General features: G+C 40.8%; 26 protein-coding genes and 1 riboswitch. Of the genes, 8 read left to right on the forward strand and 18 right to left on the reverse strand.

Translation table 11 applies throughout. The features are described 5' to 3' along the window. The 4 genes from QL986_RS07415 to QL986_RS07430 form a co-directional block, all read right to left on the reverse strand. Positions 1–1,002 carry an FAD-dependent oxidoreductase gene (locus QL986_RS07415; protein WP_013463958.1) on the reverse strand — a complete coding sequence of 334 codons (1,002 nt, stop codon included), beginning with the start codon at positions 1,000–1,002 and terminating at the stop codon, positions 1–3. Positions 1,003–1,105: 103 nt separating this feature from the next. Then, a complete protein-coding gene (thiC, locus tag QL986_RS07420) occupies positions 1,106–3,058 on the reverse strand; it encodes a phosphomethylpyrimidine synthase ThiC (protein ID WP_013463957.1) in 1,953 nt (650 codons plus the stop codon). Between the two features lie 142 nt (positions 3,059–3,200). Continuing rightward, positions 3,201–3,307, reverse strand: a riboswitch (TPP riboswitch). Positions 3,308–3,407: 100 nt separating this feature from the next. After that, positions 3,408–3,806 carry an META domain-containing protein gene (locus QL986_RS07425; protein ID WP_013463956.1) on the reverse strand — a complete coding sequence of 133 codons (399 nt, stop codon included), beginning with the start codon at positions 3,804–3,806 and terminating at the stop codon, positions 3,408–3,410. 126 nt (positions 3,807–3,932) lie between these two features. Further along, positions 3,933–4,331 carry an acyl-CoA thioesterase gene (locus tag QL986_RS07430; RefSeq protein ID WP_008465083.1) on the reverse strand — a complete coding sequence of 133 codons (399 nt, stop codon included), beginning with the start codon at positions 4,329–4,331 and terminating at the stop codon, positions 3,933–3,935. Between the two features lie 102 nt (positions 4,332–4,433). Here QL986_RS07430 and QL986_RS07435 point away from each other — a divergent pair, with 102 nt between their 5' ends. Further along, positions 4,434–6,533: a TonB-dependent receptor gene (locus QL986_RS07435; protein WP_290191421.1), complete on the forward strand. Its 2,100-nt coding sequence runs from the start codon at positions 4,434–4,436 to the stop codon at positions 6,531–6,533. Between the two features lie 101 nt (positions 6,534–6,634). On the opposite strand, the gene epmA is transcribed toward QL986_RS07435, so the two are convergent. Together epmA and efp are read right to left on the reverse strand one after the other, a co-directional pair. Continuing rightward, the gene (gene epmA, locus QL986_RS07440; protein WP_215521910.1) at positions 6,635–7,609 is read right to left on the reverse strand and encodes an elongation factor P--(R)-beta-lysine ligase; all 975 of its coding nucleotides are present in this window, start codon (positions 7,607–7,609) and stop codon (positions 6,635–6,637) included. A 61-nt stretch (positions 7,610–7,670) separates the two neighbouring features. Further along, positions 7,671–8,237, reverse strand: coding sequence for an elongation factor P (efp, locus tag QL986_RS07445; protein ID WP_010390517.1), 567 nt, complete (start codon positions 8,235–8,237; stop codon positions 7,671–7,673). 40 nt (positions 8,238–8,277) lie between these two features. On the opposite strand from efp, the gene epmB reads away from it, so the two are divergent. Beyond that, positions 8,278–9,291, forward strand: a complete 1,014-nt coding sequence (gene epmB / locus QL986_RS07450; protein WP_058155451.1) for an EF-P beta-lysylation protein EpmB — start codon at positions 8,278–8,280, stop codon at positions 9,289–9,291. Here epmB and QL986_RS07455 read toward each other — a convergent pair. Next, positions 9,288–9,497, reverse strand: a complete 210-nt coding sequence (locus QL986_RS07455) for a hypothetical protein (protein WP_024601670.1) — start codon at positions 9,495–9,497, stop codon at positions 9,288–9,290. The two genes, epmB and QL986_RS07455, sit on opposite strands and share 4 nt — an antisense overlap. A 116-nt stretch (positions 9,498–9,613) precedes the next feature. Between QL986_RS07455 and QL986_RS07460 the strand changes: the two genes are divergently transcribed. Next, positions 9,614–9,904 carry a hypothetical protein gene (locus tag QL986_RS07460; RefSeq protein ID WP_010390514.1) on the forward strand — a complete coding sequence of 97 codons (291 nt, stop codon included), beginning with the start codon at positions 9,614–9,616 and terminating at the stop codon, positions 9,902–9,904. A gap of 55 nt (positions 9,905–9,959) precedes the next feature. Here the strand turns inward: QL986_RS07460 and QL986_RS07465 are convergent, their stop codons facing one another. After that, a complete protein-coding gene (locus tag QL986_RS07465) occupies positions 9,960–10,445 on the reverse strand; it encodes a DUF3016 domain-containing protein (RefSeq protein WP_290191422.1) in 486 nt (161 codons plus the stop codon). Between the two features lie 251 nt (positions 10,446–10,696). Here QL986_RS07465 and galE point away from each other — a divergent pair, with 251 nt between their 5' ends. Next, positions 10,697–11,713: a UDP-glucose 4-epimerase GalE gene (gene galE / locus QL986_RS07470; protein WP_013463948.1), complete on the forward strand. Its 1,017-nt coding sequence runs from the start codon at positions 10,697–10,699 to the stop codon at positions 11,711–11,713. Positions 11,714–11,785: 72 nt separating this feature from the next. On the opposite strand, the gene zapE is transcribed toward galE, so the two are convergent. Continuing rightward, the gene (zapE, locus tag QL986_RS07475; protein ID WP_290191423.1) at positions 11,786–12,895 is read right to left on the reverse strand and encodes a cell division protein ZapE; all 1,110 of its coding nucleotides are present in this window, start codon (positions 12,893–12,895) and stop codon (positions 11,786–11,788) included. A 58-nt stretch (positions 12,896–12,953) separates the two neighbouring features. On the opposite strand from zapE, the gene rsuA reads away from it, so the two are divergent. Continuing rightward, the gene (rsuA, locus tag QL986_RS07480; RefSeq protein WP_013463946.1) at positions 12,954–13,652 is read left to right on the forward strand and encodes a 16S rRNA pseudouridine(516) synthase RsuA; all 699 of its coding nucleotides are present in this window, start codon (positions 12,954–12,956) and stop codon (positions 13,650–13,652) included. Between the two features lie 75 nt (positions 13,653–13,727). Here the strand turns inward: rsuA and QL986_RS07485 are convergent, their stop codons facing one another. Together QL986_RS07485 and QL986_RS07490 are read right to left on the reverse strand one after the other, a co-directional pair. Then, complete coding sequence (locus QL986_RS07485; protein WP_010390508.1) at positions 13,728–14,501, reverse strand: YggN family protein; 774 nt, start codon at positions 14,499–14,501, stop codon at positions 13,728–13,730. Positions 14,502–14,640: 139 nt separating this feature from the next. After that, complete coding sequence (locus QL986_RS07490; RefSeq protein ID WP_290191424.1) at positions 14,641–17,070, reverse strand: zinc-dependent metalloprotease; 2,430 nt, start codon at positions 17,068–17,070, stop codon at positions 14,641–14,643. A 154-nt stretch (positions 17,071–17,224) separates the two neighbouring features. On the opposite strand from QL986_RS07490, the gene QL986_RS07495 reads away from it, so the two are divergent. Further along, the gene (locus tag QL986_RS07495) at positions 17,225–18,193 is read left to right on the forward strand and encodes a class 1 fructose-bisphosphatase (protein ID WP_008115459.1); all 969 of its coding nucleotides are present in this window, start codon (positions 17,225–17,227) and stop codon (positions 18,191–18,193) included. 135 nt (positions 18,194–18,328) lie between these two features. Here QL986_RS07495 and QL986_RS07500 read toward each other — a convergent pair whose 3' ends face one another. After that, a complete protein-coding gene (locus QL986_RS07500) occupies positions 18,329–18,655 on the reverse strand; it encodes a hypothetical protein (RefSeq protein WP_036955823.1) in 327 nt (108 codons plus the stop codon). 43 nt (positions 18,656–18,698) lie between these two features. Between QL986_RS07500 and QL986_RS07505 the strand changes: the two genes are divergently transcribed. Beyond that, complete coding sequence (locus tag QL986_RS07505) at positions 18,699–19,049, forward strand: cysteine-rich CWC family protein (protein ID WP_013463943.1); 351 nt, start codon at positions 18,699–18,701, stop codon at positions 19,047–19,049. 1 nt (position 19,050) lies between these two features. Here QL986_RS07505 and QL986_RS07510 read toward each other — a convergent pair whose 3' ends face one another. After that, the gene (locus tag QL986_RS07510; protein WP_290191425.1) at positions 19,051–19,881 is read right to left on the reverse strand and encodes a sulfurtransferase; all 831 of its coding nucleotides are present in this window, start codon (positions 19,879–19,881) and stop codon (positions 19,051–19,053) included. A gap of 131 nt (positions 19,882–20,012) precedes the next feature. Between QL986_RS07510 and QL986_RS07515 the strand changes: the two genes are divergently transcribed. Next, positions 20,013–20,756, forward strand: coding sequence for a glycosyltransferase family 25 protein (locus QL986_RS07515; protein WP_290191426.1), 744 nt, complete (start codon positions 20,013–20,015; stop codon positions 20,754–20,756). A gap of 40 nt (positions 20,757–20,796) precedes the next feature. On the opposite strand, the gene QL986_RS07520 is transcribed toward QL986_RS07515, so the two are convergent. The 5 genes from QL986_RS07520 to QL986_RS07540 form a co-directional block, all read right to left on the reverse strand. Next, on the reverse strand, positions 20,797–21,216 hold the full coding sequence (locus tag QL986_RS07520) for a group 1 truncated hemoglobin (protein ID WP_008468306.1): 420 nt from the start codon (positions 21,214–21,216) through the stop codon (positions 20,797–20,799). After that, the gene (locus QL986_RS07525) at positions 21,216–22,046 is read right to left on the reverse strand and encodes a DUF3034 family protein (protein WP_036955801.1); all 831 of its coding nucleotides are present in this window, start codon (positions 22,044–22,046) and stop codon (positions 21,216–21,218) included. Before QL986_RS07525 ends, QL986_RS07520 begins: the two co-directional genes overlap by 1 nt. Next, the gene (locus QL986_RS07530; RefSeq protein ID WP_290191427.1) at positions 22,036–24,351 is read right to left on the reverse strand and encodes an EAL domain-containing protein; all 2,316 of its coding nucleotides are present in this window, start codon (positions 24,349–24,351) and stop codon (positions 22,036–22,038) included. Before QL986_RS07530 ends, QL986_RS07525 begins: the two co-directional genes overlap by 11 nt. Continuing rightward, the gene (locus tag QL986_RS07535; RefSeq protein WP_028834511.1) at positions 24,341–25,006 is read right to left on the reverse strand and encodes a methylamine utilization protein; all 666 of its coding nucleotides are present in this window, start codon (positions 25,004–25,006) and stop codon (positions 24,341–24,343) included. The genes QL986_RS07530 and QL986_RS07535 overlap by 11 nt, the downstream gene beginning before the upstream one ends. A 137-nt stretch (positions 25,007–25,143) precedes the next feature. Next, positions 25,144–26,247 carry a phosphoribosylaminoimidazolesuccinocarboxamide synthase gene (locus QL986_RS07540; RefSeq protein ID WP_290191428.1) on the reverse strand — a complete coding sequence of 368 codons (1,104 nt, stop codon included), beginning with the start codon at positions 26,245–26,247 and terminating at the stop codon, positions 25,144–25,146. Between the last annotated feature and the right edge of the window lie 135 nt (positions 26,248–26,382).

Raw genomic sequence — 26,382 nt, forward strand, 5'->3', positions numbered from 1 at the left:
TCACTCTATTTGCGATAATGCTTGTGCCACAAGCGCGGGTGCCAACATATAGCCGTGGCGATATAAGCCATTGATACTGATAACCTTGCTCGTTTTTTTTACCTGTGGGCGATTATCGCTAAACGCTGGGCGTAAGCCTGTTTGAATATTTAATAATCGCGCTTCGGCAAAGCCACTATGAACAGTGTAGGCCGCTGATAATAGTTCAAGGGTTGAGCGCACAGTTGCAGGACCTGTATCTTGCGATTCGATCTCCGTTGCCCCTATGACATATTCATGATTAGGTTTAGGTGCAATATAAATAGGGTAACGCGGATGCATTAAACGCACAGGCCGCGTTAAGTTAACCTCAGGGGCGTATAACCTTGCCACTTCCCCGCGCACGCCTCGAAGTGGCTGATCTTGTTTGGCTCCAAGCCCTCTGCAATCAATAATGTAATCAAACTCTCGATTATTCACTTTATTATCAAAGATGCTGGCGCGTTGATTAAACACAAACTTTACTTTGCGCTTATTTAGCAACCTAAAGCTGGCTTTATAAAAGGCTTGGTTATCTATTTGCGCTTCACCGGATAAAAATAGCCCTTGATTAAAACGCCCTGTAAGCTCAGGTTCTAAATCCGCTATTTGCTGCGTATTAACCGCTTTGGCACTAAAATTTAGTAACGGCTTTATTCGCTGTGCAAAACTTTGTAAGTCGCCTTTATCCTGCGGGTGAGCAACCACTAAGGTGCCCTGCTGTTGAAAGAACACCTCACTGTTTAACTCATCTAAAATAGCAGGCCAGCGAGCAATAGAATCTACTCCCAATAGTGCTAAATCATGTTCACACATAACCGACTCAGCTAGTGGTGCCAGCATAGCCGCCGCCACTTTACCCGCACTATTTTGAGTATGCTCGTCATCAGCTTCAAATACAGTAATACGGTGCTGCTTACTTAACTCAAGCGCCGCCAACCGCCCCGCTAAACCAAAGCCCACCACAGCAATGTCATAAAACATAAACACTCCTACATTTAGCTGCGAGCTGCGGGTCTCTGGCTTCGAGCAACAAGATGTTAAGATAAACATTTCGCTACTCGATGCTCGCAACTCGCAACCTATTTTATATTGCTTTATGGTAAATCTCTGAGCCTGTTTGTTTAAACTCTTCAGATTTAGCTTTCATCTCGGCCTCTACATCAACCATTTTGATTTCAATGGCATCACCCACGTTATTAGGATCAATACCGCGCGCTTCTAGATCTTTGGCGTAGTCACGTACTTCTTGGGTTATTTTCATCGAACAAAATTTAGGACCACACATGGAGCAAAAGTGGGCTACTTTTCCTGATTCTTGCGGCAGTGTTTCATCATGGTATTCACGAGCGCGAACAGGGTCTAAACCAATGTTGAATTGGTCGTGCCACCTAAATTCAAAGCGTGCTTTTGATAAAGCATTGTCTCGCTCTTGTGCACCGGGGTGACCTTTGGCTAAATCGGCGGCATGAGCAGCAATTTTATAGGTGATAAGGCCTTCTTTAACGTCTTCTTTATTTGGCAAACCTAAATGTTCTTTCGGTGTTACATAACACAGCATGGCACAGCCATACCAAGCTATTTGCGCAGCCCCAATCCCTGAGGTTATATGGTCATACCCTGGTGCAATATCTGTGGTGAGTGGGCCTAAGGTATAAAAGGGCGCTTCGTCACAATGTTTAAGTTGCTCTTCCATATTGGCTTTGATCATATGCATAGGCACATGCCCAGGGCCTTCTATGAACACTTGTACATCATGCTTCCAAGCTATTTTAGTCAGTTCGCCTAAGGTACGAAGCTCACTAAATTGCGCTTCATCGTTAGCATCAGCAATAGAGCCTGGGCGAAGGCCATCGCCTAATGAAAAACACACATCGTATTGTTTTAAAATTTCACAAATATCTTCAAAATGCGTGTATAAAAAGTTTTCTTTGTGATGAGCTAGGCACCATTTAGCCATAATAGAGCCACCGCGCGATACAATGCCTGTTACGCGTTTTGCTGTCATAGGCACATAGCGCAGCAGTACACCAGCATGAATAGTAAAGTAATCAACACCTTGCTCGGCTTGCTCAATCAGCGTGTCACGAAATATTTCCCACGTTAAGTCTTCAGCTACGCCATTTACTTTTTCAAGGGCCTGATAAATGGGTACAGTACCAATAGGGACTGGCGAATTACGCACTAGCCATTCGCGGGTTTCGTGAATGTAGCGCCCAGTTGATAAATCCATTACGGTGTCGGCACCCCAACGGGTTGACCACACCATTTTTTCAACTTCTTCCTCAATGGATGAACCCACTGATGAATTACCTATATTGGCGTTAACTTTAACTAAAAAGTTGCGACCAACAATCATAGGTTCGGTTTCTGGATGATTAATATTGTTAGGTAAAATAGCGCGACCACGCGCTATTTCAGCACGCACAAATTCAGGAGTAATAAACTCAGGAATACTCGCGCCAAACGATTCCCCTTTATGTTGTGCCGCGAGAAGCTCTTCACGTATTTGCGCACGCCCCATGTTTTCACGTATCGCTACATATTCCATTTCTGGGGTAACTATCCCTTGGCGGGCATAGTGCATTTGCGTTACGTTTTTACCCGCTTTTGCACGGCGAATTTTTGGTAAATGCTCAAAGCGAATATGATCAAGCCCATCGTCAGCCATACGCTGCTGCGCAAACTGTGAGGTAACTGACTCAAGTACTTCAGTATCACCACGGCTTTCAATCCACTGCTCACGGTATTTATCAAGCCCTTTACGTACATCTAATTCAAAATTAGGATCGGTATACGGGCCAGATGTATCGTAAACACGCAGCGGCTCATTTGACTCATACACAGGGTTTTCATCTGTGCCACCTATGAATGTATCGCTTAATGTTATTTCGCGCATACCCACACGCACGCCTTGCTGGGTTCCTTCAACATACACTTTATGAGAGCTTGGAAATGGTTGACCCGTTAGGTTATAAATATAGTCAGATGCAGCAGCACGAGTTTCTCGGCGCGACGATTTGTTTGTAGTGTTTGACATGACTTACCTCATTGCTTAAGGGTTGTCTTGCCAGATATTCCAATGGAATAGAGAAAGATCGTAAAGTAGCTTTATGCCACTTTGCAGCCTAAATTGACGGGTTTGATTTTGTTGTACGCATAAAAAAAGACGCACAAGCGTCCCGTTTAGGCAGCTTGTTCCCTACGCAGGTATTAACCTGATCAGGTTCACGGATCCCGCTTTCGCGATCTCAGCCTAAATAAAACTTAGGCACTCCGACAAGTAGTTAAATTGTTCGTTGATTTGATAATGTTTTAATCAAATCTGCTATGAGTGTACGCCAGTTGAAAATTCCCTGCAAGGGGCTGTTTTTCAAAATGTGTAAAATTTACTTAGGGATAAACACAAATTTTTGCTCGCCTTGCATCACCAATTTTTGGTCTTGCAGGTTAAGCTCGGCACCTTGCTTAAGCGCTTGTAAAAACTGCTGTTCAAACTCATCCAGTTCAGGGCCGCATGATTTGCGTGTCATACCTAATTTACTTACGCTCAAGCTGCTATCTTCAAGCGAACCTTCACCAAAAAACTTATTGCATCCGGCAAAGCCATTTATTTGTAGCGCTTCTATAAAGCTCATTGATGCTTTAAAAGATGCGGGAATAGCCAAACCATCAACCTTTGATAATTGCCATTGTGTATATTTTAGCTGCTCAGTGGTAACTGTCCCTGTTGATGCGCAACCAACACATAAACCGATTACAAGCATCGGTATTGCTGCTAATTTCATGTTACTACTAACTTATTGTCTAATTAATGTAATAGTATCAATATTTGTCAGGTTTATCCGTTAAAAATGCATGTTTTAAATGTAAATTTTTGTTCTAAGCTAGTTTAAAAGCAGTGCTATTTGGAATTAAGCAATTGCTTGGAATAAGTTATCTATCTGTGGTGGTAAAAATGGACGACCTTTCTCGTTAACCGACGTACCTATTACTAAGGCATTGAGCATCACTTTTTCGTCTAATTTGCGAACTACCGTTTGTTTAAACGCAAATTTAAGGCGACTAATGCGTACAGGCTCTACTGCTACATAAAATTCATCCGCGGGCTTTAAAGACTGCTTGTAATCCATTTCACTGCGAAGTACCACTAAGTTAATTTTATCTTTGGCAAGTTGTGCAAAATCAACACCCTGTGCGTATAAAAACTCATGACGAGCGTGCTCCAGATAATTAAAATAAACACTATTATTTACAATACCTTGTAGGTCACACTCGTAGTCACGCACTTTAAAGTCTACTTTAAAGGTCATATTAGTAATCCAAATTATTTAACGTATAATTGCCGCGTTTATAGCACAAGTGTTGAAATAATTGCTACCATACAAGTCCCTAAAATGGAGTTAAGTAACCTAATGAATTTACGTTTGTCTTTAATTACAGCCACGTTATTACCACTATTCGGTGCCCCAATCTACGCCAATGCAGATGACACCGACCTAGAGAAAATCATTGTTACTGGTGACTTTCAAAAAGAAAGCATTCAAACGTTAAGTGCCAGCGCAAGTTTATTTTCTGAAGATGAAGTAAATCTCAGAGGGGCTACTTATTTAGATGAAATGCTAGCAAGCGCTGCAAATGTGAATTTTGCTTCAGGCGCCTCGCGCGGACGTTATATTCAAATTAGAGGGGTGGGACTTCGTTCACAATTCGTCGACCCAATTAACCCATCTGTCGGTTTAGTGATTGACGGTATAAATTATTCTGGCCTTGGTGGCAGCTCATTATTATTTGATATTGACCAAGTAGAAATTTACCGTGGTCCACAAGGTACACGTTTTGGCGCCGATGGCATGGCGGGTATGATTCAAATGCAATCAGCTAATGCAACCAGCGATCCTAGTTTAAAATTACATTTAGGTGCTGGCACTTATAACAGCCATGAAGCAGGCGTTGCTGCTAGCACAGGTTTAACCGATGATACCAGTGCACGCGTTAGCTACTTTCGCAGAAAATCTGACGGTTACGTAAACAACCTCTATTTAAATGATGAAACGCAAAACCAAGATGAACAAGTTGCCCGCTTTAAATTAAATAGCCAACTCACAGCTCATTTAAATTCAGAGCTAAACCTGCACTATATCGATATCAATAACGGTTATGATGCATTTACCCTTGATAATTCTCGCAACAGTCTTGCTGATCAACCGGGCGAAGATAACCAACAAAGCTATGCTGTTGGCCTTAATAATACTTACACCGGTTTTGACGCCTTTGATGTCAGCTTAAACCTTTCAGCCATTGATACTGAGCTTTTTTATAGTTTTGATGAAGACTGGGTATGTAACGATACAAGTAAGCCGCAATTATGTGCTGCCGGTCTGCACCCAGATGGTTATAGCTCAACAGATATTTATAGCCGCGATCGTGATGATCAAGCGCTCGATCTGCAGTTTAATGGCAAAACAGGTAATTGGGTGGCGGGTATTTACTATCAAAACCGCGATGTTGACCTTGAGCGTCAATATACATGGTTAGCCAATCCATTTGCCTCAACCTATGAAACCAATAACATGGCAGCTTATGGCCAATTAGCCACAGCAATAGGCCCAAAAACTACGCTTATTACCGGTTTACGTGTTGAGCAATATCAAGGTGATTACACAGATAGTAACGGTTTTATTGAAGAAACTGACGATATTATGCTCGGTGGCAAGGTTGCACTTGAATACCAAGTTATTGACCGCACCATGATTTATACCAGTATCACGCGCGGTTACAAAGCCGGTGGGATTAATTCAGAAGCGCTAGCAAAAGCAAAAGATGAAGGGTTAAGTTTGGATGCTGATTTTTTCAAACAGCATACTAGCTTTGATCCAGAGTACTTATGGAGTGGTGAGTTTGGTGTTAAAGGCAGCTCATTGGATGATAAGTTTACCCTGCGCTTAGCGGCGTTTTATATGCACCGCGATAATATTCAATTAAAGTCGTGGCAAGTATCAGAACAACAATTTACCGGTTATGTCGCCAATGCCAGCTCTGGCAGTAACTATGGCCTTGAAATTGAAGGCAGCTATCAACTAACACCAAACTTATTTATTACCGGAAGTGCCGGATACTTAGACACTAAAATTAATGACTTTGTTACTAAATCTGGTTTAAATCAAGACGGTCGTGAGCAAGCACAAGCGCCTAAATATCAATATGCATTTAGTGCACGCTACAATGTTACTGATGAGTTATATGCTATGTTAGGTGTTGAAGGTAAAGATGATTATTACTTCTCCGATAGCCATAATGCACAAGCTCCAAACACAAACTTAGTGAATGTAAGCCTTGGTTACGAAGCCGATATGTGGGCTGTACGCGCATGGGCACGTAATGTGTTTGATGAAACCGTTCCAACTCGCGGTTTTGAATTTGGCAACAACCCGTTAGATGGTTACGCAACCCAAACTTACACACAATTAGGCGAGCCTCGCGTAGCCGGTGTTACGTTTACGCTTAATTTGTAATACTGCGACCAGTTGTCAGTTCGAGAATAAAAAACACCGCGTTTAATGCAAACGCGGTGTTTTTTTATCTGATAGCTGACCGCTTTAAGCTATTAGCTGCTTTAAGCTCTTGCCACATCAAACGCAATCACCTCTTTTATTTTTTGCTTATTGGTTGCTAGCATCACTAATCTATCAATTCCCAATGCAACCCCCGCACATTGCTCTAAACCATGCTCTAATGCGGCAATTAAACGCGTATCCATAGGTACTTGTTTTAAGCCACTAGCAGCGCGGTAGGCGTTATCTTGGTTAAACCTTTTTGCTTGCTCTTTGGCATTGGTGAGTTCATTAAAGCCGTTGGCTAACTCCATATTTTTATAATAAAGCTCAAAGCGCCCTGCAACTCGCTGATCGTGCTCACAGATTTGTGCAAGTGCCGCTTGCGATGCGGGAAAGTGATACACAAAACAGGGGATGTCTTGACCAATAGTCGGCTCTACTTTCATACAAAATAATAATTGCAGTAAGGTATCTTTATGAGTCTCGTTTTTAGCAATATCAGCAAAGCCATGTTCGCATGCGAGTTGTTGTAGCTGCGTGATAGAGGCAGTTAATGGATCAAGCCCTAGCGTGCGTTCAAATGCGTGTTGGTAGGTAATCCGCTCTGCAGGCGCAACCTCAAGAATAAGCTGCATCAACTCATCTATTTCATCCATTAAAGCAAATTCGTCAAACCCAGGACGATACCATTCGAGCATTGTAAATTCAGGGTTGTGATGACTGCCCGCTTCTTCATTTCTAAATGCCTTACAAAGCTGGAAAATAGCGCCTGAGCCGGCCGCTAACAAGCGTTTCATCGCAAACTCTGGAGATGTTTGCAAAAACAGGGAAAGCCCACCAGCATGACCTGGGCCCACAAATGTAGTATCAAAGCTGGCTAAATGCACATCGGTTACACTGGCAGCACTTAAACTTGGTGTTTCGACTTCCATTACATTACGAGCATAAAAGAATTCACGAATGCTGCGCATAATCGCTGCTCGTTGCTTGAGTGTATCTATGCTGGCACTCGGCGCCCAAAGATCTGCTGACATATTTTCTCCAAAAAAAAATCCCAGCTTAAGCCGGGATTTAATTAATAAGGCGTGTTACAGCTTACTTAACACGGCTTACGTATTCACCATTGCGAGTGTCTACTTTAATTACTTCGCCAATTTGTACGAATAATGGAACACGTACTACAGCACCTGTGCTAAGCGTTGCTGGTTTACCACCCGTGCCTGCTGTATCACCTTTAAGGCCAGGGTCGGTTTCAGTGATCTCAAGCTCAACAAAGTTTGGTGGAGTTACAGCAATTGGGCTGCCGTTCCATAATGTAATAGTACATACATCGTTTTCAACTAACCATTTGCCAGCATCGCCCAGTGCTTTTTCATCAGCAGCGATTTGTTCAAATGTTTCGTTGTTCATGAAATGCCAAAATTCACCGTCTGTGTATAGATACGCTAAATCGGTATCCATTACATCAGCACCTTCAACCGATTCACCCGATTTAAAGGTTTTTTCAAGTACCTTGCCAGAGATAAGCTTACGGATACGAACACGGTTAAACGCTTGGCCTTTACCCGGTTTTACCATTTCATTTTCTAAGATACTGCAAGGTTCGCCGTCCATCATAATTTTTAGGCCGCCCTTGAACTCGTTGGTGCTATAATTCGCCATCGTTTCCTCTATTTATATTTTTCGAGTAATCTACGTGCCAATGATACAAAGAAATGAAGCAAATTTGCATAAAAACTGGCAAAAAGAATTAGCAAATGTAGTTACCTGCCCAAAAGTGTTGCTAGAAATGGTTGGTTTATCGAGCCAAGTCCATGAAAACGACATAAAAGCTCGTAGCTTGTTTCCTGTTCGTGTGCCATTGCCTTTTATAAAAAAAATTCGTCACGGCGATGCAAATGACCCTTTATTGCTGCAAGTTATGCCCCGCCATCAAGAGTTTTTAACTAAATCAGGGTTTAATAAAGATCCGTTACTTGAGCAAGATAACAATCAACCGGGTCTGTTGCATAAATATAAATCGCGTGTTTTAGTCATGTTTAAAACCGGTTGTGCCGTAAATTGCCGTTATTGTTTTAGAAGGCACTTCCCCTATCAAGAAAACCAACTGAATAAACGCAGCCTTATTGATGCATTGAGTTATATAAAATCTGATAAAAATATTAACGAAGTGATTTTAAGTGGTGGCGATCCACTAATGGCCAAAGACGATGCTATTAGCTGGTTTTTAGATGAGCTTGAGCAAATACCACAAATTAAACGCATGCGCATACACAGCCGCTTGCCTGTGGTTATTCCTGCACGTATTACTGAACAATTATGTGAAAGATTTGCAAAGTCACCATTAAAAATTATATTCGTTAATCATATTAACCATGCAAACGAAATAGATAATGACTTTAAAAACGCCATGAACATGCTCAAAAAAGCAGATGTGCTACTGTTAAACCAGGCGGTTATTTTAAAAGATGTGAACGATACAGTTGATGCGCAAATAAACTTAAGTGAAGCACTATTTGATGCGGACGTACTGCCTTATTATTTACACTTACTGGATAAGGTAGAAGGCGCAAGTCATTTTGATATTGACGAACAACAAGCAATAAAAATTCAGGCCGAGCTACTAAAAGCCCTGCCTGGATTTTTGGTGCCTAAACTAGTTCGGGAAATAGGAGGTCAAAAAAGTAAAACCCCTATCGACCTCAAATTAGTTTAGACATAAACGTTTACATTATTCCCAAGTGTTGCAGTGACCGACTTAGCCGGTGTTTGCGCACTTGAAGATTGTGTAGCACCTTCAATAAGTGCCAGTGCAGCGGCACCATCAGCTTGCTGTTGCTTTTTAGATAAAGCAGCAGTTAATACTTCTGCGCCTTGGCCTGCACCAGGCATTGTAGGTAGATTTCCACCTGATATATTCATAACTCACACCTGACTTTTAACTGTAATACACGTATTATAGTCGCTGAATTGGTAAATTACTTTACCAACCCACTTAAGTATTTATCGGCAACATTGCACTAAGCTTTAGGAAAACCATGGATTCTATAATTGAACAACTCAACGCCAACTTAAAAATTGTTTACCGTCAGGCACTTGACGCTGACAAAAAACTCGATGAGTTACAACAGCAAGGTCACGGAAAATTTAAAGCCTTATTTGCCGAGGACGCTGGATTTAGTTTCGAAGCTAAACGTTTTAAGCCTTACGTGTTAGACGTTGCCGCTGATGTAGAAAGCTTATCGAGCGACGGTTTGGATGAAGAAAAACTAAAACAAGCGGTTATTAAACTACAAAATTTACTAACGCTGTTAGCGACCTTTAAATAAAAATTAGCGACTTACTTGCAAAGCATCTACCAAAGTAGATGCTTTGCATTATTAGCTAGATACGCGGTAAAATTTGCTCACCAAACCACTCTGTTAATAAGCGTTTTTCATAGTAAAATGCTTCGTCTCGACCCATTTTAATTTTATCCATAAAGCCCATATCTTTTAAGCTCACGTTGTCTTCTTGTGCGACAACACCACTTTCATTACTAAGCACATAGTTAAATTCAATCCGTGGAAAGTGAATGGGTTTAACCACCCGAATTTCGTTAACACCGCCATAGCGCACGTCACCAGCTAAATCTAAATCGGTTACTTCAATTTTTAAACTATAATTTTTAGGAAGCTGCTCACTGAGCTTTGCAAAGTGCTCATCAATATTTTTGGCAATTTGCTTATGGTATGAGCCTTTAGTTTGGTTTGATGGGCGTACATCGCGATAATCATTAAAGTCATGCCATTTAACTTGTGCCTCACCCGCGCAAACAACACTCGGTAGTGCAACAAATATCAACATTGCTATTTTTTTAACTGAGTTCATACGTTTCTCCAACGAGTATGCTGATCATTATAATCAACTAAATATTTTACAAATTGCTATACCTTACTTTAGCAATTACATATGAACTATAACTTAATCTTTCTACTGCGGTGTTATTAAAATTGCACAAAATGCAATCAAAAGTACAGCTTGCGATGTTACGATTGCAAAACAAACAAAATAATACATGTAAAAGCTCAGTATTTATGGTGAAATTAACTTAATTGAACAGAGGTTTCCAAGGAGCATTCATGGCAATTTTAGTAACCGGTGGCGCAGGCTATATTGGCTCACACACCGTTTTAGAACTTTTACAGCAAGGCAGCGACGTTATCGTGATTGATAACTTAAGTAACTCCTCTGAAGAGTCACTTGAAAGAGTGAAAAAAATAACTGACAAAGCAATTACTTTTTATCAAGGTGATATTTTAGATAAACCCTTTTTAGACTCGGTATTTGCCAAGCATACCATTGAAAGTGTGATTCATTTTGCTGGCCTAAAAGCCGTGGGAGAATCGGTCGTAAAACCCATTGAGTATTATCAAAATAATGTACAAGGTACACTAACACTGGTTGATGCTATGCGTGATGCGGGTGTATTCAAACTGGTATTTAGCTCATCCGCCACTGTATACGGCGACCCAGCAAGCTTACCAATACGCGAAGACTTCCCCGTTGGCGGTACAACCAATCCATATGGTACGTCTAAACTAATGGTTGAAATGATGTTGCAAGATATCGCTAAATCAGATGAGCGCTTCGCGTTTGCTATTTTGCGCTACTTTAATCCTGTTGGTGCACATGAGTCAGGTTTGATTGGTGAAGACCCTAATGGTATTCCTAATAATTTATTGCCTTTCATTTCACAAGTTGCGGTTGGCAAATTAAAGCAACTTGCTGTATTTGGCGACGATTATGATACGGTTGATGGTACTGGCGTTCGTGATTACATTCACGTTGTAGATTTAGCCCTAGGGCATTTAAAAGCACTTGATAAAATAGCCGCAGAAACCGGTGCGCTTGTTTATAACCTTGGTACAGGTAACGGCTATTCAGTATTACAAATGGTCAATGCGTTTATTAAGGCTAGCGACCAAGCAATCCCTTATGCGGTGTCACCTCGTCGCCCAGGTGATATTGCAGCCTGTTATGCTGCGCCAGAAAAAGCCCTTAGTGAACTAGGTTGGCAAGCTGAGCGTGGTATTGATGTCATGATGCAAGATACTTGGCGCTGGCAATCAAATAATCCAAATGGATATAAGTCATAAAGGCTTCTTTAAGTTATCAGCTTAAAATTAAAACACCGCATTTAAATTAAATGCGGTGTTTTAATGTTGTACTTACCAATTTTGCATTTCTACAATCCGTGACTGGGTTCGCGCATATTCAAAACTTAACTTTTTACCTTGGTATAACTCGTTTATGTCGGCCTGGGCATTAATTACTAGTAATTTGTGGCAATCGTAAAACTCATCGACTAAGGCAATAAAACGCCGTGCTTCATCATCAAGAGTATGCTCATCCAATTGCTGCTTTTCTCGCTGATAGCTATCTTCTATACCATGCACAATAACCTTACCGGTTGCCTCTTTTCCCATTATTGGCACGTTAGCGATGTAAACCACCGGAAATTGTTCCGCTAAAAACATATAGTCATTAGCGCTGCGAGGACCTGAGCACAGTGCCATAAAATCAATCAGTAGTGCATCGTTAGTTTTTAATAAATAGGGAAGTGCTCGGCCATGCACAGTCATTGTATTATCACGCGTTGCTTGAGGGTGCGCGGATAAAAACCCAGCTTCAAATTCCGGGTGGGGCAAGTTAATAAAATAATGACAACTGCTTCTACCGTACCTGAAGCGGTGGTCTTCCTTCCCCGCTACGTTAATTACATGACAATGCGCATTTATTAAATCGATAGTTGGTAAAAATCGCGCGCGTTGCAAACCGTTGTAATAAAGTTGCTCGGGTTTAGCGTTAGAGGTTGCGACTAGTACCACGCCTTGTTCAAACAAAGCGTTAAATAACCGAGCCATGATCATGGCATCACCAATATCACTAACAAAAAACTCATCAAAGCACAGTACCTTTATCTCTTTGGCCCACTGTTTAGCTATTATTTGTAGCGGATTTTTATCCCCTTGTAACTTGGCCAATTGAGCATGAATTTTTTCAATAAAGTGATGAAAATGCAGGCGCTGCTTTTTTTCTGTGGGTAAATTTTTATAAAATAAATCCATCAGCATAGATTTACCTCGGCCAACAGGACCGTATAAATATACCCCTTTGATTAACCGTGCTTTTTGCCACCAGCTTGTTGGCTGATTTAATTGCTCACTCAAAGACTGTAACGCACTCACGGCTTGGTGCTGCGCCGCATCAAAATCAAGCTCTCCTGATGAAACTTTGCGGTGGTACAGGCTTAAAATTTCTGTGCTGGGCTCTGTCATGGTATTTCACTATCCGCTATACTCGCGGCCATTGTAGCCGACTAAAAATATGAACAACATGAAATTTCCTTGCCGTTTAGATAAATTTATTAGCCATTTAGCAGAATTACCGCGCTCAAAAGCCCGTGCGGCAATAAAAAGTCAGGCGGCAACCGTAAATGGTGAGGTGATCACTGCATTCGACTTTCAAGTTAGCCAACAAGATGACGTGCTGTTTTATGACGAGCCATTAGTTTTTTTAGGTAAACGCTACTTTATGCTCAATAAGCCGGTAGGTTATGTGTGCGCTAATTCGGATGAGTTACACAAAACCGTATTTGACTTACTCGATGAGCCAAATTTGAGCGATTTCCATGTTGCTGGGCGTTTAGACATAGACACGACAGGCCTAGTGCTTATTACTAACGATGGCGACTGGTCACACAAAATTACCTCGCCTAAAAAGAATAAATTTAAAACCTACTTGGTTGAAACTCAAGAGCCGATTACCGATGCTGCACTGCAGCAATTACGCGACGGTGTGCAGCTTCACAATGAAAAAGATTTAACTCGCCCGGCTATTGCTGAGCGCTTAGGGAATTATGGTTTACGCTTGTCTATTTCTGAGGGTAAGTATCACCAAGTAAAACGTATGCTAGCAGCGGTAGATAACAAGGTAGTTGAATTACATCGTGAACAAATTGCGGGTATAAAGTTAGGTGAAGATCTGGCTGCAGGTGAATACCGCCCACTAACCGCCGCAGAGATAAAACTGTAAGGCTGTTTAGGTATTAGGAAAACAGCTTCAAACTGACCGCAGCCCTTTCTGAAACCTGGCGTCTAAAACCTGCTCTTACGATTTAATTTGTACTAAATCAAAGTCTGTCATTCCGGGTACAATCGCTTGCAGACGAGACTCAGTAATATCTAGAGAATTTAAGCATTCACAGTATTCAGAAGCTTTAAGTTCTAATTGGTGGGCTTTTTTCTGCAACGACTTATCGATTTCTTTGGTAATGATATCCATGCGTTGCCCCATGTCGTTCATGCGGTCTTCTATATTGCCTTCTCGAGATTTAAACGCATCCCCGAGCGACATTAAAATAGCACCCAAAGAGCCATGTACTGCAGAGTGTATTTTTTGGCTAATTTCTTTAGTAAAAAAATCATCAATTTGGGAAAGCGATTGAGGGGCTATAAAAAAGAAGTCGTCGCCACGCTTAAACTTATCCATAAGTGCACGCTCTACATATTGTAATTGCGTTTTTAGCACTTCGGGTTCTTTATCTGACATGCCCTCAACAACATGCTCAATAGCACTGAGTCCCAGGTTTACACCATCAGTCGCTAAATCGACTAGCTCAGGAACCGTTTGACGAATACCATTGCTAAATTGTTCTAGCACTTTACTTTCGTCGGTACTTAAATCGACCCAGTAGCCTCGAATAAACAGTTGATTATTATTGTTAATTTGCACCCTAGTTTGGCCTTTATCAACAATACGGATCACATCATCGGTAATAATTAAACCATGACGAAGTTCAACATCACATTGTTTTTGTGCGATTGCATTGGAGCTTAAAAGTGCCATTGATAACGCCAATATCGAACGAGATAAAAACGCCATAAACACCTCAAAAAGACTAAAATAGGGGGTGGCTAGATTAACAAAAAACCAACTTTATGCAAGCAAAAGTAACACCCTAAAAACAAGGCACCATGAAACGTAACGTTTACACAGCGCCTTTATCCTCTGGCTTGTACTATTAAATAGGTGAGCCTGGTGGTATTGGCAGGGCTTTAAAATTGTCAGGCCACTGGCCTGTTGTTAAAAACTGATTAATTTGCGATGCTAAATAGTTTTTAAATGCGCTGTCACCCACTTCAGGATGACCTAGCAAAGAGTGCTGATTAAACTCATCAGCAAGCTTGCTTAAATAGAAATGTAGTTGCGCTTGCACTTCAGGGCTTAAACCGTCGTTAGCCACAAGAACAGCCATGGTTTTTGCCGTTAGATACTGTACTCGTTGTGTTACTTTTCCTGTCATGGTGGCAGGCGCTGATACATTAAACACTTGCTTATTTAACTGTTTAAGCAGCTCATCTAGGCTATAAAAGCGGTTATCACGTGCTTGCTGCTGTGCTAATCGATTTAATCGTTGAGCATTAAGTAATAGCGATAGGCTATGCTGCGCGGCGACTTCAGGCAATGCAAGTGCATCCATAGTTAAGCCGGTACGACCCACTATACTTTCTCGTGATTTAGACTCGCCATACGCTTTAGGTACGATTAAGGAAAGTATCGACTCTGGAAGCGTTAAGTTGCTTGCTATTAGGGTCGCTAAAGTGGCATTAACCGCTTGTTGTTGAACCTCTTTAGTTACAACTTGGGCGCCTTTAACGGGTGCATCACTGCGTATCTCATAGTCATAATCAACGCCCGCGATAAGCTTAGCAACCGCTTCAACTTGATAACGGTGGAACAAATAAAGCGGTACTAGCTTTTCTTCCAATTGCGATAGCGCAACCCCAGTTTTTATATTATTAATACCAAACTGCCCAAGTGCCTGCTTTCGCACATCAAGCACTCTAAGTAATTCTTCACTTGGATTACTGCCGTTATCCCAAAGATGCGCTGTAGGGTGCGCCCCACCTTTGGCACGGGCATCACTGTCAGAAATAAACGCCAAACCTTGCGCTTTATTTTGCTGTAAAATAGCAGCGAGTGCTGCGCTTTCATCTTGTCCGGTAAAGTCGCTGTAGCCATATTTGATCACTTGGGTATCCCATGCTCCCATGCCTTTAGCATAACCATCAGATACATCTAACTGACCATTATCAGCAAAACTTAACAACGGATGCGGATAGTCCATCACCGAAGCACGATTATTTACTGACGCAGCAAAGTTGTGCGCAATACCCAGTGTATGACCAATTTCGTGAGCACTGAGTTGACGAATACGATCAAGTGCCATTGCATGTAAGGTACTTGCTACTTCATTGCCTTTTAAATAAGGCGCTGCCAGTGATTCAGCAATTAAAATATCTTGGCGTACTCGTAGCGATCCTAGTGTGACATGGCCTTTAATAATTTCGCCTGTACGTGGGTCTATAATTGAACTGCCATAAGACCAACCACGAGTTGCGCGATGCACCCATTGAATAACGTTGTAGCGCACATCCATAGGATCAGCATTATCTGGTAGCACTTTAACTTCAAATGCATTTTTATATCCTGCTGCATTAAAGGCGTCATTCCACCATTGCCCGCCTTCTAATAAAGCCGTTTTTACTGGTTCAGGTACGCCAGGGTCTAAGTAATACACAATGGGTTCGACCGGTTCACTTACAGCCAGACTCGGATCTTTTTTTATTAACCGATGGCGTGGAATGTAACGCACATACATAGACTCATCGAGCCCTGCTGCATAATTTTTATGCTCCACACTCCAATAACCCGATTGCGGGCTGAATTTACGTGGCGTGTAATTGTCATCAGGCAATTTGATTAATGAATGGTGCATATGCACGGTTAGCGCGTATGGATCAGCACTCACTTGGCGCACATATTCACCTGGTTTAGACCCTTTAAAGGTGAGAATGGCTTCAAGTTCAGTATTTTTTACAAATGCTTTTGAGCGATTCATAAATACCGCACTGCGTGACTCATCAAGGCTAAACTGCCCTTGCTTGCGCGCAGCTAAAGTACGGCTTACGCCATGTACATCGCTTAGTAAATAGGGGGTGTAATCAATTAATGCAGCATTGTCATCTTGCGCGACAACTTTAAAACCCGCCAAAATACTGGATGCAAACGCTTCTTTAACGCTTTGCTGCTCTGCTAGATTACTCGTGTTTGCACGGTAGTAAGTATTTACAGCGCGCAACATAACCTTATTGCCGAAGCGCTCAAACTGTACCAAATAAGTACCGCCTAATTGGCCTCTATCTAAACCAATATCGTTAGACCCTACTCCATAAGGTAAGCTGTGTTGTAATAAAAATTGTTGTTCAAGTTTATCGACCTTTAAATACACATTGCCGTTTTGCGTATCGTAAAAGAAAGAAAAATAACCCGGGAAATGGTTCATTTTTTCAGTAAATTCGTCAATAGACTTAATTGCTGCGTGCGCTTGGGTTATCATACAGAGCAGCACAGTAAAGAGTATGTAACTTAATCGTGATATTTTTTGCATAATCTTATCTTTGTTATTAGCGTTTTAAATGCGATGTAGGTATCCCATTATAGGGGGTTATTTATACAATACAGTTATTTAAGACGAATTTCAGCGCTCTAAACTAATCTCTCTCACATTATGATTAGTTTTAACACGTTATCAGGAAAAAAGAATGCGTAGACTCCCACCAGTATTACTAGAAGATGGCTGTTCAAGAGAACTTTTGTCGTTAATTCGTACTATTTTAGCGGCATGTAAAGAAATTTCATTTCGCGTCGGTCAAGGTGAATTATCGGGCGTATTAGGCTCAACCCTAGATGAAAACATTCAAGGCGAAACACAAAAGAAACTCGATGTACTGTCTAATCAGTTATTAAAAGATATATTGCTGGAGTCAGGCACAGTTAAAGCGATCGCCTCTGAAGAAGAAGATTATACCGTTGCCGGTAACCCAGATGCTGAGTACATTGTTGCATTTGACCCACTTGATGGCTCGTCAAACACCGATATTAACTCGCTAGTAGGCACTATATTTTCTATTATGAAAGCGCCGGTGGGCTCTGATGCTGCTGATGAAAAGATTTTTATGCAACCTGGGCATCAACAAGTAGCTGCAGGTTACGTACTGTATGGGCCATCGACCATGCTTGCGCTAACAACGGGTAAAGGTACACGCATGTTTACCTTAGATAAAACCCAAGGTAGCTTTTTACTTACCCAAGATTTTGCCGCTATTCCTGCTAAAACCAATGAATTTGCAATTAATGCCTCAAACCAGCGCCACTGGGAACCGGCGATGCAAAACTACATTAATGATTTACTTGCGGGAGATACAGGCCCTCGTGCTCAAAACTTCAATATGCGTTGGATTGCTGCAATGGTTGGCGATGTACACCGTGTACTTAGCCGTGGTGGCTTATTTACTTACCCAACTGATACTAAAGATCCTAATAAGCCTAATAAACTGCGTTTACTTTATGAAGCAAACCCAATGGCAATGCTAGTAGAGCAAGCAGGTGGTATTGCTTCAACAGGCACTGAGCGTATTATGGATATTCAGCCTGATGCCATCCATCAGCGTGTTGCGGTTATTTTAGGCTCTAAAGACGAAGTAGAAACTTGCTTGAGCTATCATAAGTAAACAAGTTGTCAGTTGTCAGTTGTCAGTTGTCAGAAAATACTAAGCCGGATTTAACTTAAATGCGGCTTAGTATTATTTATCCGTTACATAAAACCGCAGTAAGCTCGCATCTAAAAGAGTTGAGTTAGCCTAAATCTAGTCCTTTAATAATGCTAATAATTGTTCAAGCTTTGTATGGCTAAACTCGCCCATTTGTTCGCTATTGCTCAGCGCATAAATAACCCCTTCATGCTCAGCGCTATCTATATCTGCTCTTGATTCAATGACGTTGGCCCAAAGCGCGAGATCATCGAGATCTATTTCATTACTTACACAGCGCTTAAGCACATCAATCAATACGGGTGTCGTTAACTTATAAAGTGGCTTAGCATTGTGCGCAGAGCTTGACACTATTACTGAAATTGCTTCGTCTCTTTGCTCCCCAAATGTAATAAATTCAGCCAATGCTTTTTGTATATTCATAATGTTTGTTATTCTTGCTGCTCTACTGTTAATAAGACCTAAAATGACCCAGATAAACTGCAGCCAATGTAATACAACGCTTAACTGTAATGTTAATGATATAACCACATGTTGGTGTTATCAGTTACCCGCTATTTTACCACTCGATGATACAGCAACCAGCTGCTTATGCCGATCATGTACTCTTGCTAAAATTAATTACTATTTAGAAACTATATATACCCAGCCAATTAAAACCCAAATAGCTTTCGCTAAACAATTTAGAAGTAATGATAATTTAATTGAAGGGTTAGATTACACCATGCAGAACAATTACATGGTGTTTAGTAAGTGGTATTTTTTAAAGCGTGGTACTTGCTGCAAAAATGGTTGTAAAAATTGCCCTTATAGTTAAATTAGCCACCCACAGCAATAGGCAGTGAGTTATCAGCGCCCCATTCACTCCACGAGCCATCGTACACACTTAAATTACTATAGCCGCATTCATCGGCAAACAGCGCAAGCGCACAGGCAGTAACGCCAGAGCCACAGCTAAATTGTAAGTGGGTTGCATTACCAACTAATTCATTAAACTTTGCCTTTATAAAGTCGAGTGATTTTGCCTCGCCATTTTCTAATAGACTAGTTAAAGGTAGCGAATAGCTATTAATAATATGTCCGCTGCGCATTCCGGCTCTTGGCTCACTACTTTTGCCGGTAAAGCGCTCATAAGCGCGTGCATCTAAAATAACTGTATTGGCATCCTCAGTAGCACTTAGCACCTGTTTTTTGTCAATAAAGTAATCAGGCCGGTATTGAGCGATAAAATCGCCTTTTAATGATGCTTGTGTATAGTTTGATTCAATCGGAAGCCCGAGTTCAACCCACTTGGCTAAACCGCCACTGAGGACTTTTACATTATCAAACCCCATGGCTTTAAACATCCACCAAGCTCTAGCTGCACTGAATAACCCTGCATCTTCATAAATCACCACAAGTGAATCGTGATTCACTCCCGCTTTTTGCATCACTTGAGTAAATTGTTCTGCACTACACAAGGTATTAGGTAATGGGTTTGAGGGATCTGCGAGTTCTTTTTTGATATCAAACCGTTGTGCTTTAGGAAGCATGGCAACGGGTGAGTACTCCCCCGCAGCTGAGGGACGTAACATACCCGCATCAAAAATAACCAGGTTAGCTTGCTCTAAGCGAGCATGTAACCATTGTGCACTGACCATGTTTTTCATCGTCTTTCCAAATTTGAGGAAATGAAATAGCTATATATTATTACAGCCTGTTTATAAACAGAATTTAGACTGGTTACAAATTATAATAATGCTAAAATAGCTGCTTTGAGGTTTCTAAGTAAAATAAAATTATGCCAATCCCTTTTTACATTATCAATATGCAAGGCTGCGAAGACCGTTGGAAAACAACCCTAAAGCGACTTACCAGTCTACACTTAAATGCTGAACGTTTTGAAGCGACCATTGGCAAAAACCTTAGTGAAGAAGAAACCCTCAAGTGGTATTGCCCGAAAAAAAATAAAAAACGTTACAATCGCAATCTATCTGCAGGTGAAATTGGTTGCTATGTAAGTCATATGCGCCTTTGGCAAAAAATGGTTAATGAAAACATGCCTTTTTGTGTTGTATTAGAGGATGACCTTTTCATTGAAGCTTCACTTAAAGATGTTGTTGATGCGGCGCTTAAATTGAAAAACTGGGATTTAATAAAATTATCTGACAACAGAAATTTTCCATTTATTGACAGTGCCCCATTAGAAAATAATCTAACAGTCGGTAATTATAAAAAAGCACCAAATGGCACTCAAGGCTACATCATTTCATTAAGTGGGGCTAAAAAACTACTGCAAAGAAAACCATTTTTTAGACCCGTAGATGTCGATATGCAATTTCACACAGAAGTAGGGCTAAGTATGATTGGCATAAAACCCTACCCGATTGCCGAAGATCGAAGCTTTATTAGTGAAATAACAAGCGCTAATGCAGGTTCGCACTCAAACCGCAGTACATTTATCAGAAATTTAATTCATAGATCGAGTATTCATATGCAAAGACGATATAAAACTGCGGATCTTGCCAAAATTACAAGTGAGTAATACCAAGCATATTTTTAAATGTATGCATTTGATTATAAAATTAAATCTTAATAATTTCGCCACGCAATGGCGCCATTTTAGCTAAAATTTTATTTTGCACTGTATGTGGGATATTTTGCTCGTTCATTGCATTTATTAATAAATCGACAACGTGATTGAAGTCTTTTTCGTTTATATTCATGCCAGTATGAATAGCAACCATAGAGTCACCTTTATATTCACAAGGGCCCTCCACCAGCGAACATAAATGGCTAATAAACCCTTGTCGAAAATGACTGATATTACTGTGCTCAAAGTAATGAAACACTTGTTTGTCATTACCTATTTGTGTAATAAAACTATCAGTTAGCCTCTCAAGCCCAGCTTGTTCGCCAAGCTGGTGATACAAAGAGGTGTTGGGTTGGGTTGTACACCCTGCAAGTAAGTTTAAACAACAAAAAATAAATACACTCAGTTTCATTACCAATACCCCGTAACCGATAAATACCAGCCAGTTTGATTATCAACACCAGCAATCCGCCCTAAATCTAAATAGGCCGCGGTCACACTCATATGCTTATTTGGTATCCACGCTATAAATAAATCACGCCAATCTTGCTCGCCCAGTCCCAAGTTGTTGGCTTTTTGTCGATATTCAACACCAATGGCAAGTTCACGACTTACAAAAACTGCACTACTTGCTTCTAGCAAAATATGGCTGCCCTCATTAGCCCCGCCATATCCTAACAGTCCTAGCTGATTGGCTTTACTGTAGCGGGTGGTCACATTCCAAAACCAGTTGTACCCAGCAAGTGCGCCCAAATGTAATTTACTGGCGGCTAGGTACACATCTGTCCCACTGGTATTTTTTGCGCCAACTAACTTTGCTACTGTGCCATCCTCTAGTGATTTATGCTGTACGCCCACACTTAGCTGTGGCCACTGACTATAAACAATATCACCGTATAAACGTACTTTTGCTCCAGTAATTGACTGCTCTATTTCGGTATTGAGCGCAGGCACATCAAACTGCTGCGCCGCATAACTGAGCTCAACTCGATTGAATAGGTTTAGCTGCATGCCGCAGACATCAAGACGGTAGTCAGTAACATCAGCACGACTACAAAAACCATTAACAGCCCATTCGTCTTCACTGGCATACCCTGCTAATTGTGCCCAAGGAACTAATCCGCCCCCTGCACTGCCTTCAATTTGAGACACCCCAGGTGTTGCTAATAATTTCCCCGTAGCAGCCATACTTAACGCACTACAAAATGAGAGTGCCAAGGCGAATAATAACTTAATGTACACGCTGATATTCCTCTAACCATTGTTCTAATTGCTGCGCTTTTAAAGGGCGACTTAAATAGTAACCTTGCGCATGATCGCATTGCATTTCGTGAAGCATTGATAAAGACTCAGCGGTTTCTACCCCTTCAGCCACAACAGAAAACCCCAATTGGTGACCCAATGTGATTGAAGAGCGCACTATGTATTGATCTTTTTGTGATTCGTGCAGAGTTAAAATAAAGCATTTATCTAACTTAAGCTCATCAATAGGTAACATTTTTAAGCGCCCTAGTGATGTTTGCCCTACGCCATAATCGTCTAATGAGATTTTAACGCCAATAGTTTTTAAATCTTCTAACGCTTTAATACCTTGGGCTTCATTTTCAATCATATCGCGCTCCGTCAATTCAATAGTGATAGAGCTTGGGTTTACTTGGTATTTATTTAAGGTGGCTACCAACGAAGCGTGAAAACCTGAATGAGCAATATCTTGGGCAGAAACATTAATAGCGGCTTGTAAATGAATATCCTTTTTTGACCAATCGGCTATTTGTGCAATCACAGTCTCGACAACCCAAGCGGTCAGCTCTACTATTAACCCTGACTGCTCGGCTAAATCAATAAAGACCTCAGGCGAGACCCAGCCACCATCTTTTCGTTGCCAACGAATAAGAGACTCTACCTTATCAATTTTCTGACTTTTAATATTCAATTTAGGCTGATAGGTCATAAATAATTGTCCATTATCATCATCAATTGCTTGTTTGAGTTCATCAAGCATAATTAAACGGTCTAAATGCGCCTCATCTTCACCGTCTTGATAATAATGTAAGCTTTGCTGACTCGTTGTAGCTGCATCTACAGCAATGAGTACACGTCGCATTAAATCGTCTGCTTTAGTCCCTTGCTCTGGGTATTGCACAATACCAGCATTAAAACGTAAGCTTATTTTTAAATTTTTAACCTTGTAAGCTAGCTGTAATTGCTTGAGTAAATCAGCCACTGCACATTTTACCTGCTCAACCTCTGCACAAGGGTAAACCGTTAAGAATTCATCGCCACCAATTCGAGCATGAAAACCACCTAGCTCATCAGAAAATTGACGAATACGGTTTGCCACTGCAATTAAACATCCATCCCCTACTTGTGGACCAAGCTTATCGTTTATATGCCTTAAGCCTTTTATATCAATAGCAACAAGCGTGTACCGCGCATCATTAGTGAGCCGCTTAGCTAATAAATCTAACATAGCAGAACGGTTATAAAACCCTGTTAAAGTATCGTGATGTGCTTGAAAACTTATTTGCTGCTCACGCTTATTAATATCATTACCCATGTTATTAAAAGCGCTCACGAGGGTTTCTATTTCACTGCTTTGCTTTTTACCTTCAAATTTAAAACGGTAGTCGCCTTTCGCAAACTGTCTGGCAATAACCGCTAACTGTGAAAGTCCAGTCGTTAAATTATTTGCTAACAAACTACTGGTGATCACACCAAATAACATAGTTAAAACAGCGAGTGTGATCAGCGTTAATAATAATTGCTCAATATCGCGATAACTCGAGGTTAAATCTGCGCTAAGCAGTAAGGTTATCGGATGCAATTGTAAAGAGGGTAAAGCTATTTGTTCGTTTTCATAGGCCAAATATTCGGCAAAAAAACGAGCCGTAGTTTTATTGGTAAAGTACGCTATTGGTTGAAAGTTATCTGGTTGGGATACTAGCGAGCTTGTTGCAAAATCATCTAATTGCGCAACAAAACTAACCTCCATTCCGGTTAAGCTTTTTAGCTCAGTAGCCACTGCAGATGTTATTTTAAATCCGACCAAACTGTAAGCTATGGTTCTGGGAGTTTTAACGGGCAATAAAATCACTTGGTACAGCTGGTTATTTAACACCACAAAGCTCGATTGCTCAGAATTATTTAATAACTCATCCATTAAGGGCTGTAGGTTATCGGCAAAATTTTGTGCATTAACATTAGCTGATACTAACCGCCCTGATAAATCGAGCAACAGCATAAGATCCGCATTGATCCGTTGACTGTGGTTGTATAACACACTGCTAATAGTGGCGGCATCACGAGTTGCAACCGCTTGCTTAAAACCAAAATCAGCGGTTAACACCTTTGCGGCTGTTAATAATAAACTCTCTTTTGATTTTAAATATTGTTTATAAACGCTTTGCGCAACCGTTATATTTTGTTGCACTTTTTCTGCCTGAAATTTACTGGTAGACCACCAAAAGCTCAGTAAACTAACCAAGGTAGTGAGTAATACCAAGCCAACGCAAAGCGTTGTAATACGGCTACGTAAATTATTGGCCATTGCCTTCCCTAAATTGACTGCCAAAGGTATTACGTGGTGCAGGGGTAGATGTATTTATAGTTATTGATAACGGGCTGGTTGATTCTATATTAAACAGTTTTTTATTATCCAAGGGAGCTGTTTGCAGTGAATGCCAAACACTGGCTTGCACAGGAAAAGTGTCTACTTGCAGCTTTATCTGGCCTTGCTCGTTACTGGTATACACATGACTACTGTTAGCGACATATATATAGCCCACCATGGAGTCATGAATATTGCAGCCTAGAACAACAACACCTTGATTATCAAACTTAATAGGTTCTTCTGGCTGGCCAGAATAGAGCTTTAATTGAAAAGGTTTAGCTTTTGAAAAAGAATAAACATGGTGGCGAATATTATCGCTATTTGGAAAGTCGACGTACTGACCTTGGTGCACAATAAGCAACTCTGGAGAAAACTGTTTATCAACTTGATCCATTACCGCTGTGGGTAAATTGCCCGAAGTTTTTGAAGAAGGTAAATGATTTATTTCTACGACAGCATTAGGCAATACTTGGTCATGCTGATCTTTAATAACCAAATTAATGGTATTACCAAAAGCCGATACACTAAACAATACACCCAGTACTAATAAATAACGACGTTTTGCAATAACTTGCCATGCTCGCTCTAACATAACCACACCCAAAAATTCACCATAGGTTAAGTTAATTAGAGACGAGCACTAATTGCAAGAATTATAGCTCAGTTACTTAAAATAAATACTTTTTCATTAGTTAAAATGAGCTTTGCTATATCTGTCTACTTACTACGTTATTTAACGATTAAACCGTAATCAGCATCTAAAATAGCAATCACTTCTTGGCGCGGATCATTAGGTATAATAATCTCTTTACCAATAATTTTGCTAGCGATGCCCACATAAGTGTCAGACACTTCAAGCATCACTGATTCAGGTAAAATATAATCTTTTGCTAACTGCTCACGCTCAGCCATACGGTCTTTATTTAATAACACATCACTCTCTGGTACGTTATTAATTAACAGCTGACGAAAACCTTCTTTTGAGTTTTCAACAATCTTGCCATCTCTATAACATGCTTCATCCCAAATACGCGATGAATCGGGTGTCCCTACTTCATCAATATAAATAAGTTGCTGCGCACCATTTAAATCTTCTACGTAACCAAATTCAAATTTGGTATCAACAAAAATTTGCCCGAGCTTAGCTAACTCATTACTAATTAGCTCGAACCCTTCAACCAATAATTTTTCGTATTTGGTGACATCGTCAGCCGATTTAAAATTGAAAACATCTAAGTTGTTTGTAATATTTTCACGAGTGATGTTTACATCATCAACGGCAGGAATATCAGCAACCCCTTCTATAATACCTTTAGTAGAGGGAGTTATAAGTACTTGCTCAAGCTTTTGATTCGCTTTTAAGCCTTCGGGAAGTTGCAAACCACAAAAGTGTCTTTCGCCTTTGGCGTAGTCGCGCCACATACTGCCGGTAATATATTGACGAGCAATCGCTTCAACTTTAACTGTACTGGCTTTACGAACAATCCATACGTATGGATGAGGAATATCAACAATATGATTACCCGCCAAACCGGCTTCATTAAACATGTTAAACCAATGAGCAGCCACTGAGTTTAATGCAATCCCTTTACCAGGAACGCCATTTAGGCCATTTTCACCTTGCCATATGCAATCAAAAGCAGAAATTCTGTCTGAAATAACCATAATGGCTAATTCAGTATCGGCAGGAACGTTATAGCCTTTTTCATTTATTAAGCGTTTGCTATCTGCATCGGTTAACCAATAAACTGAACGCACTTTGCCACTATGTACTTTACCTTTGGTACGAATGGGTAAGTCATCGTTTACGTCTAAAACTTTATAGCTAGTCATGCTATCTCCGGGGTTTGGCATGCTCAAAGAGCAAAGTATGGAATTGGGGTTAGGCGCTCTATAATAATCTAGCCAACCACAAAGCTCAATCTTAGGCTAAAAACAAATCATCTCAGTATATTTATCTAGCTGGCG

Origin of the sequence: Pseudoalteromonas sp. APC 3250, from assembly GCF_030407915.1 — a bacterium.
Classification (GTDB): Bacteria; Pseudomonadota; Gammaproteobacteria; order Enterobacterales; family Alteromonadaceae; genus Pseudoalteromonas; species Pseudoalteromonas tetraodonis.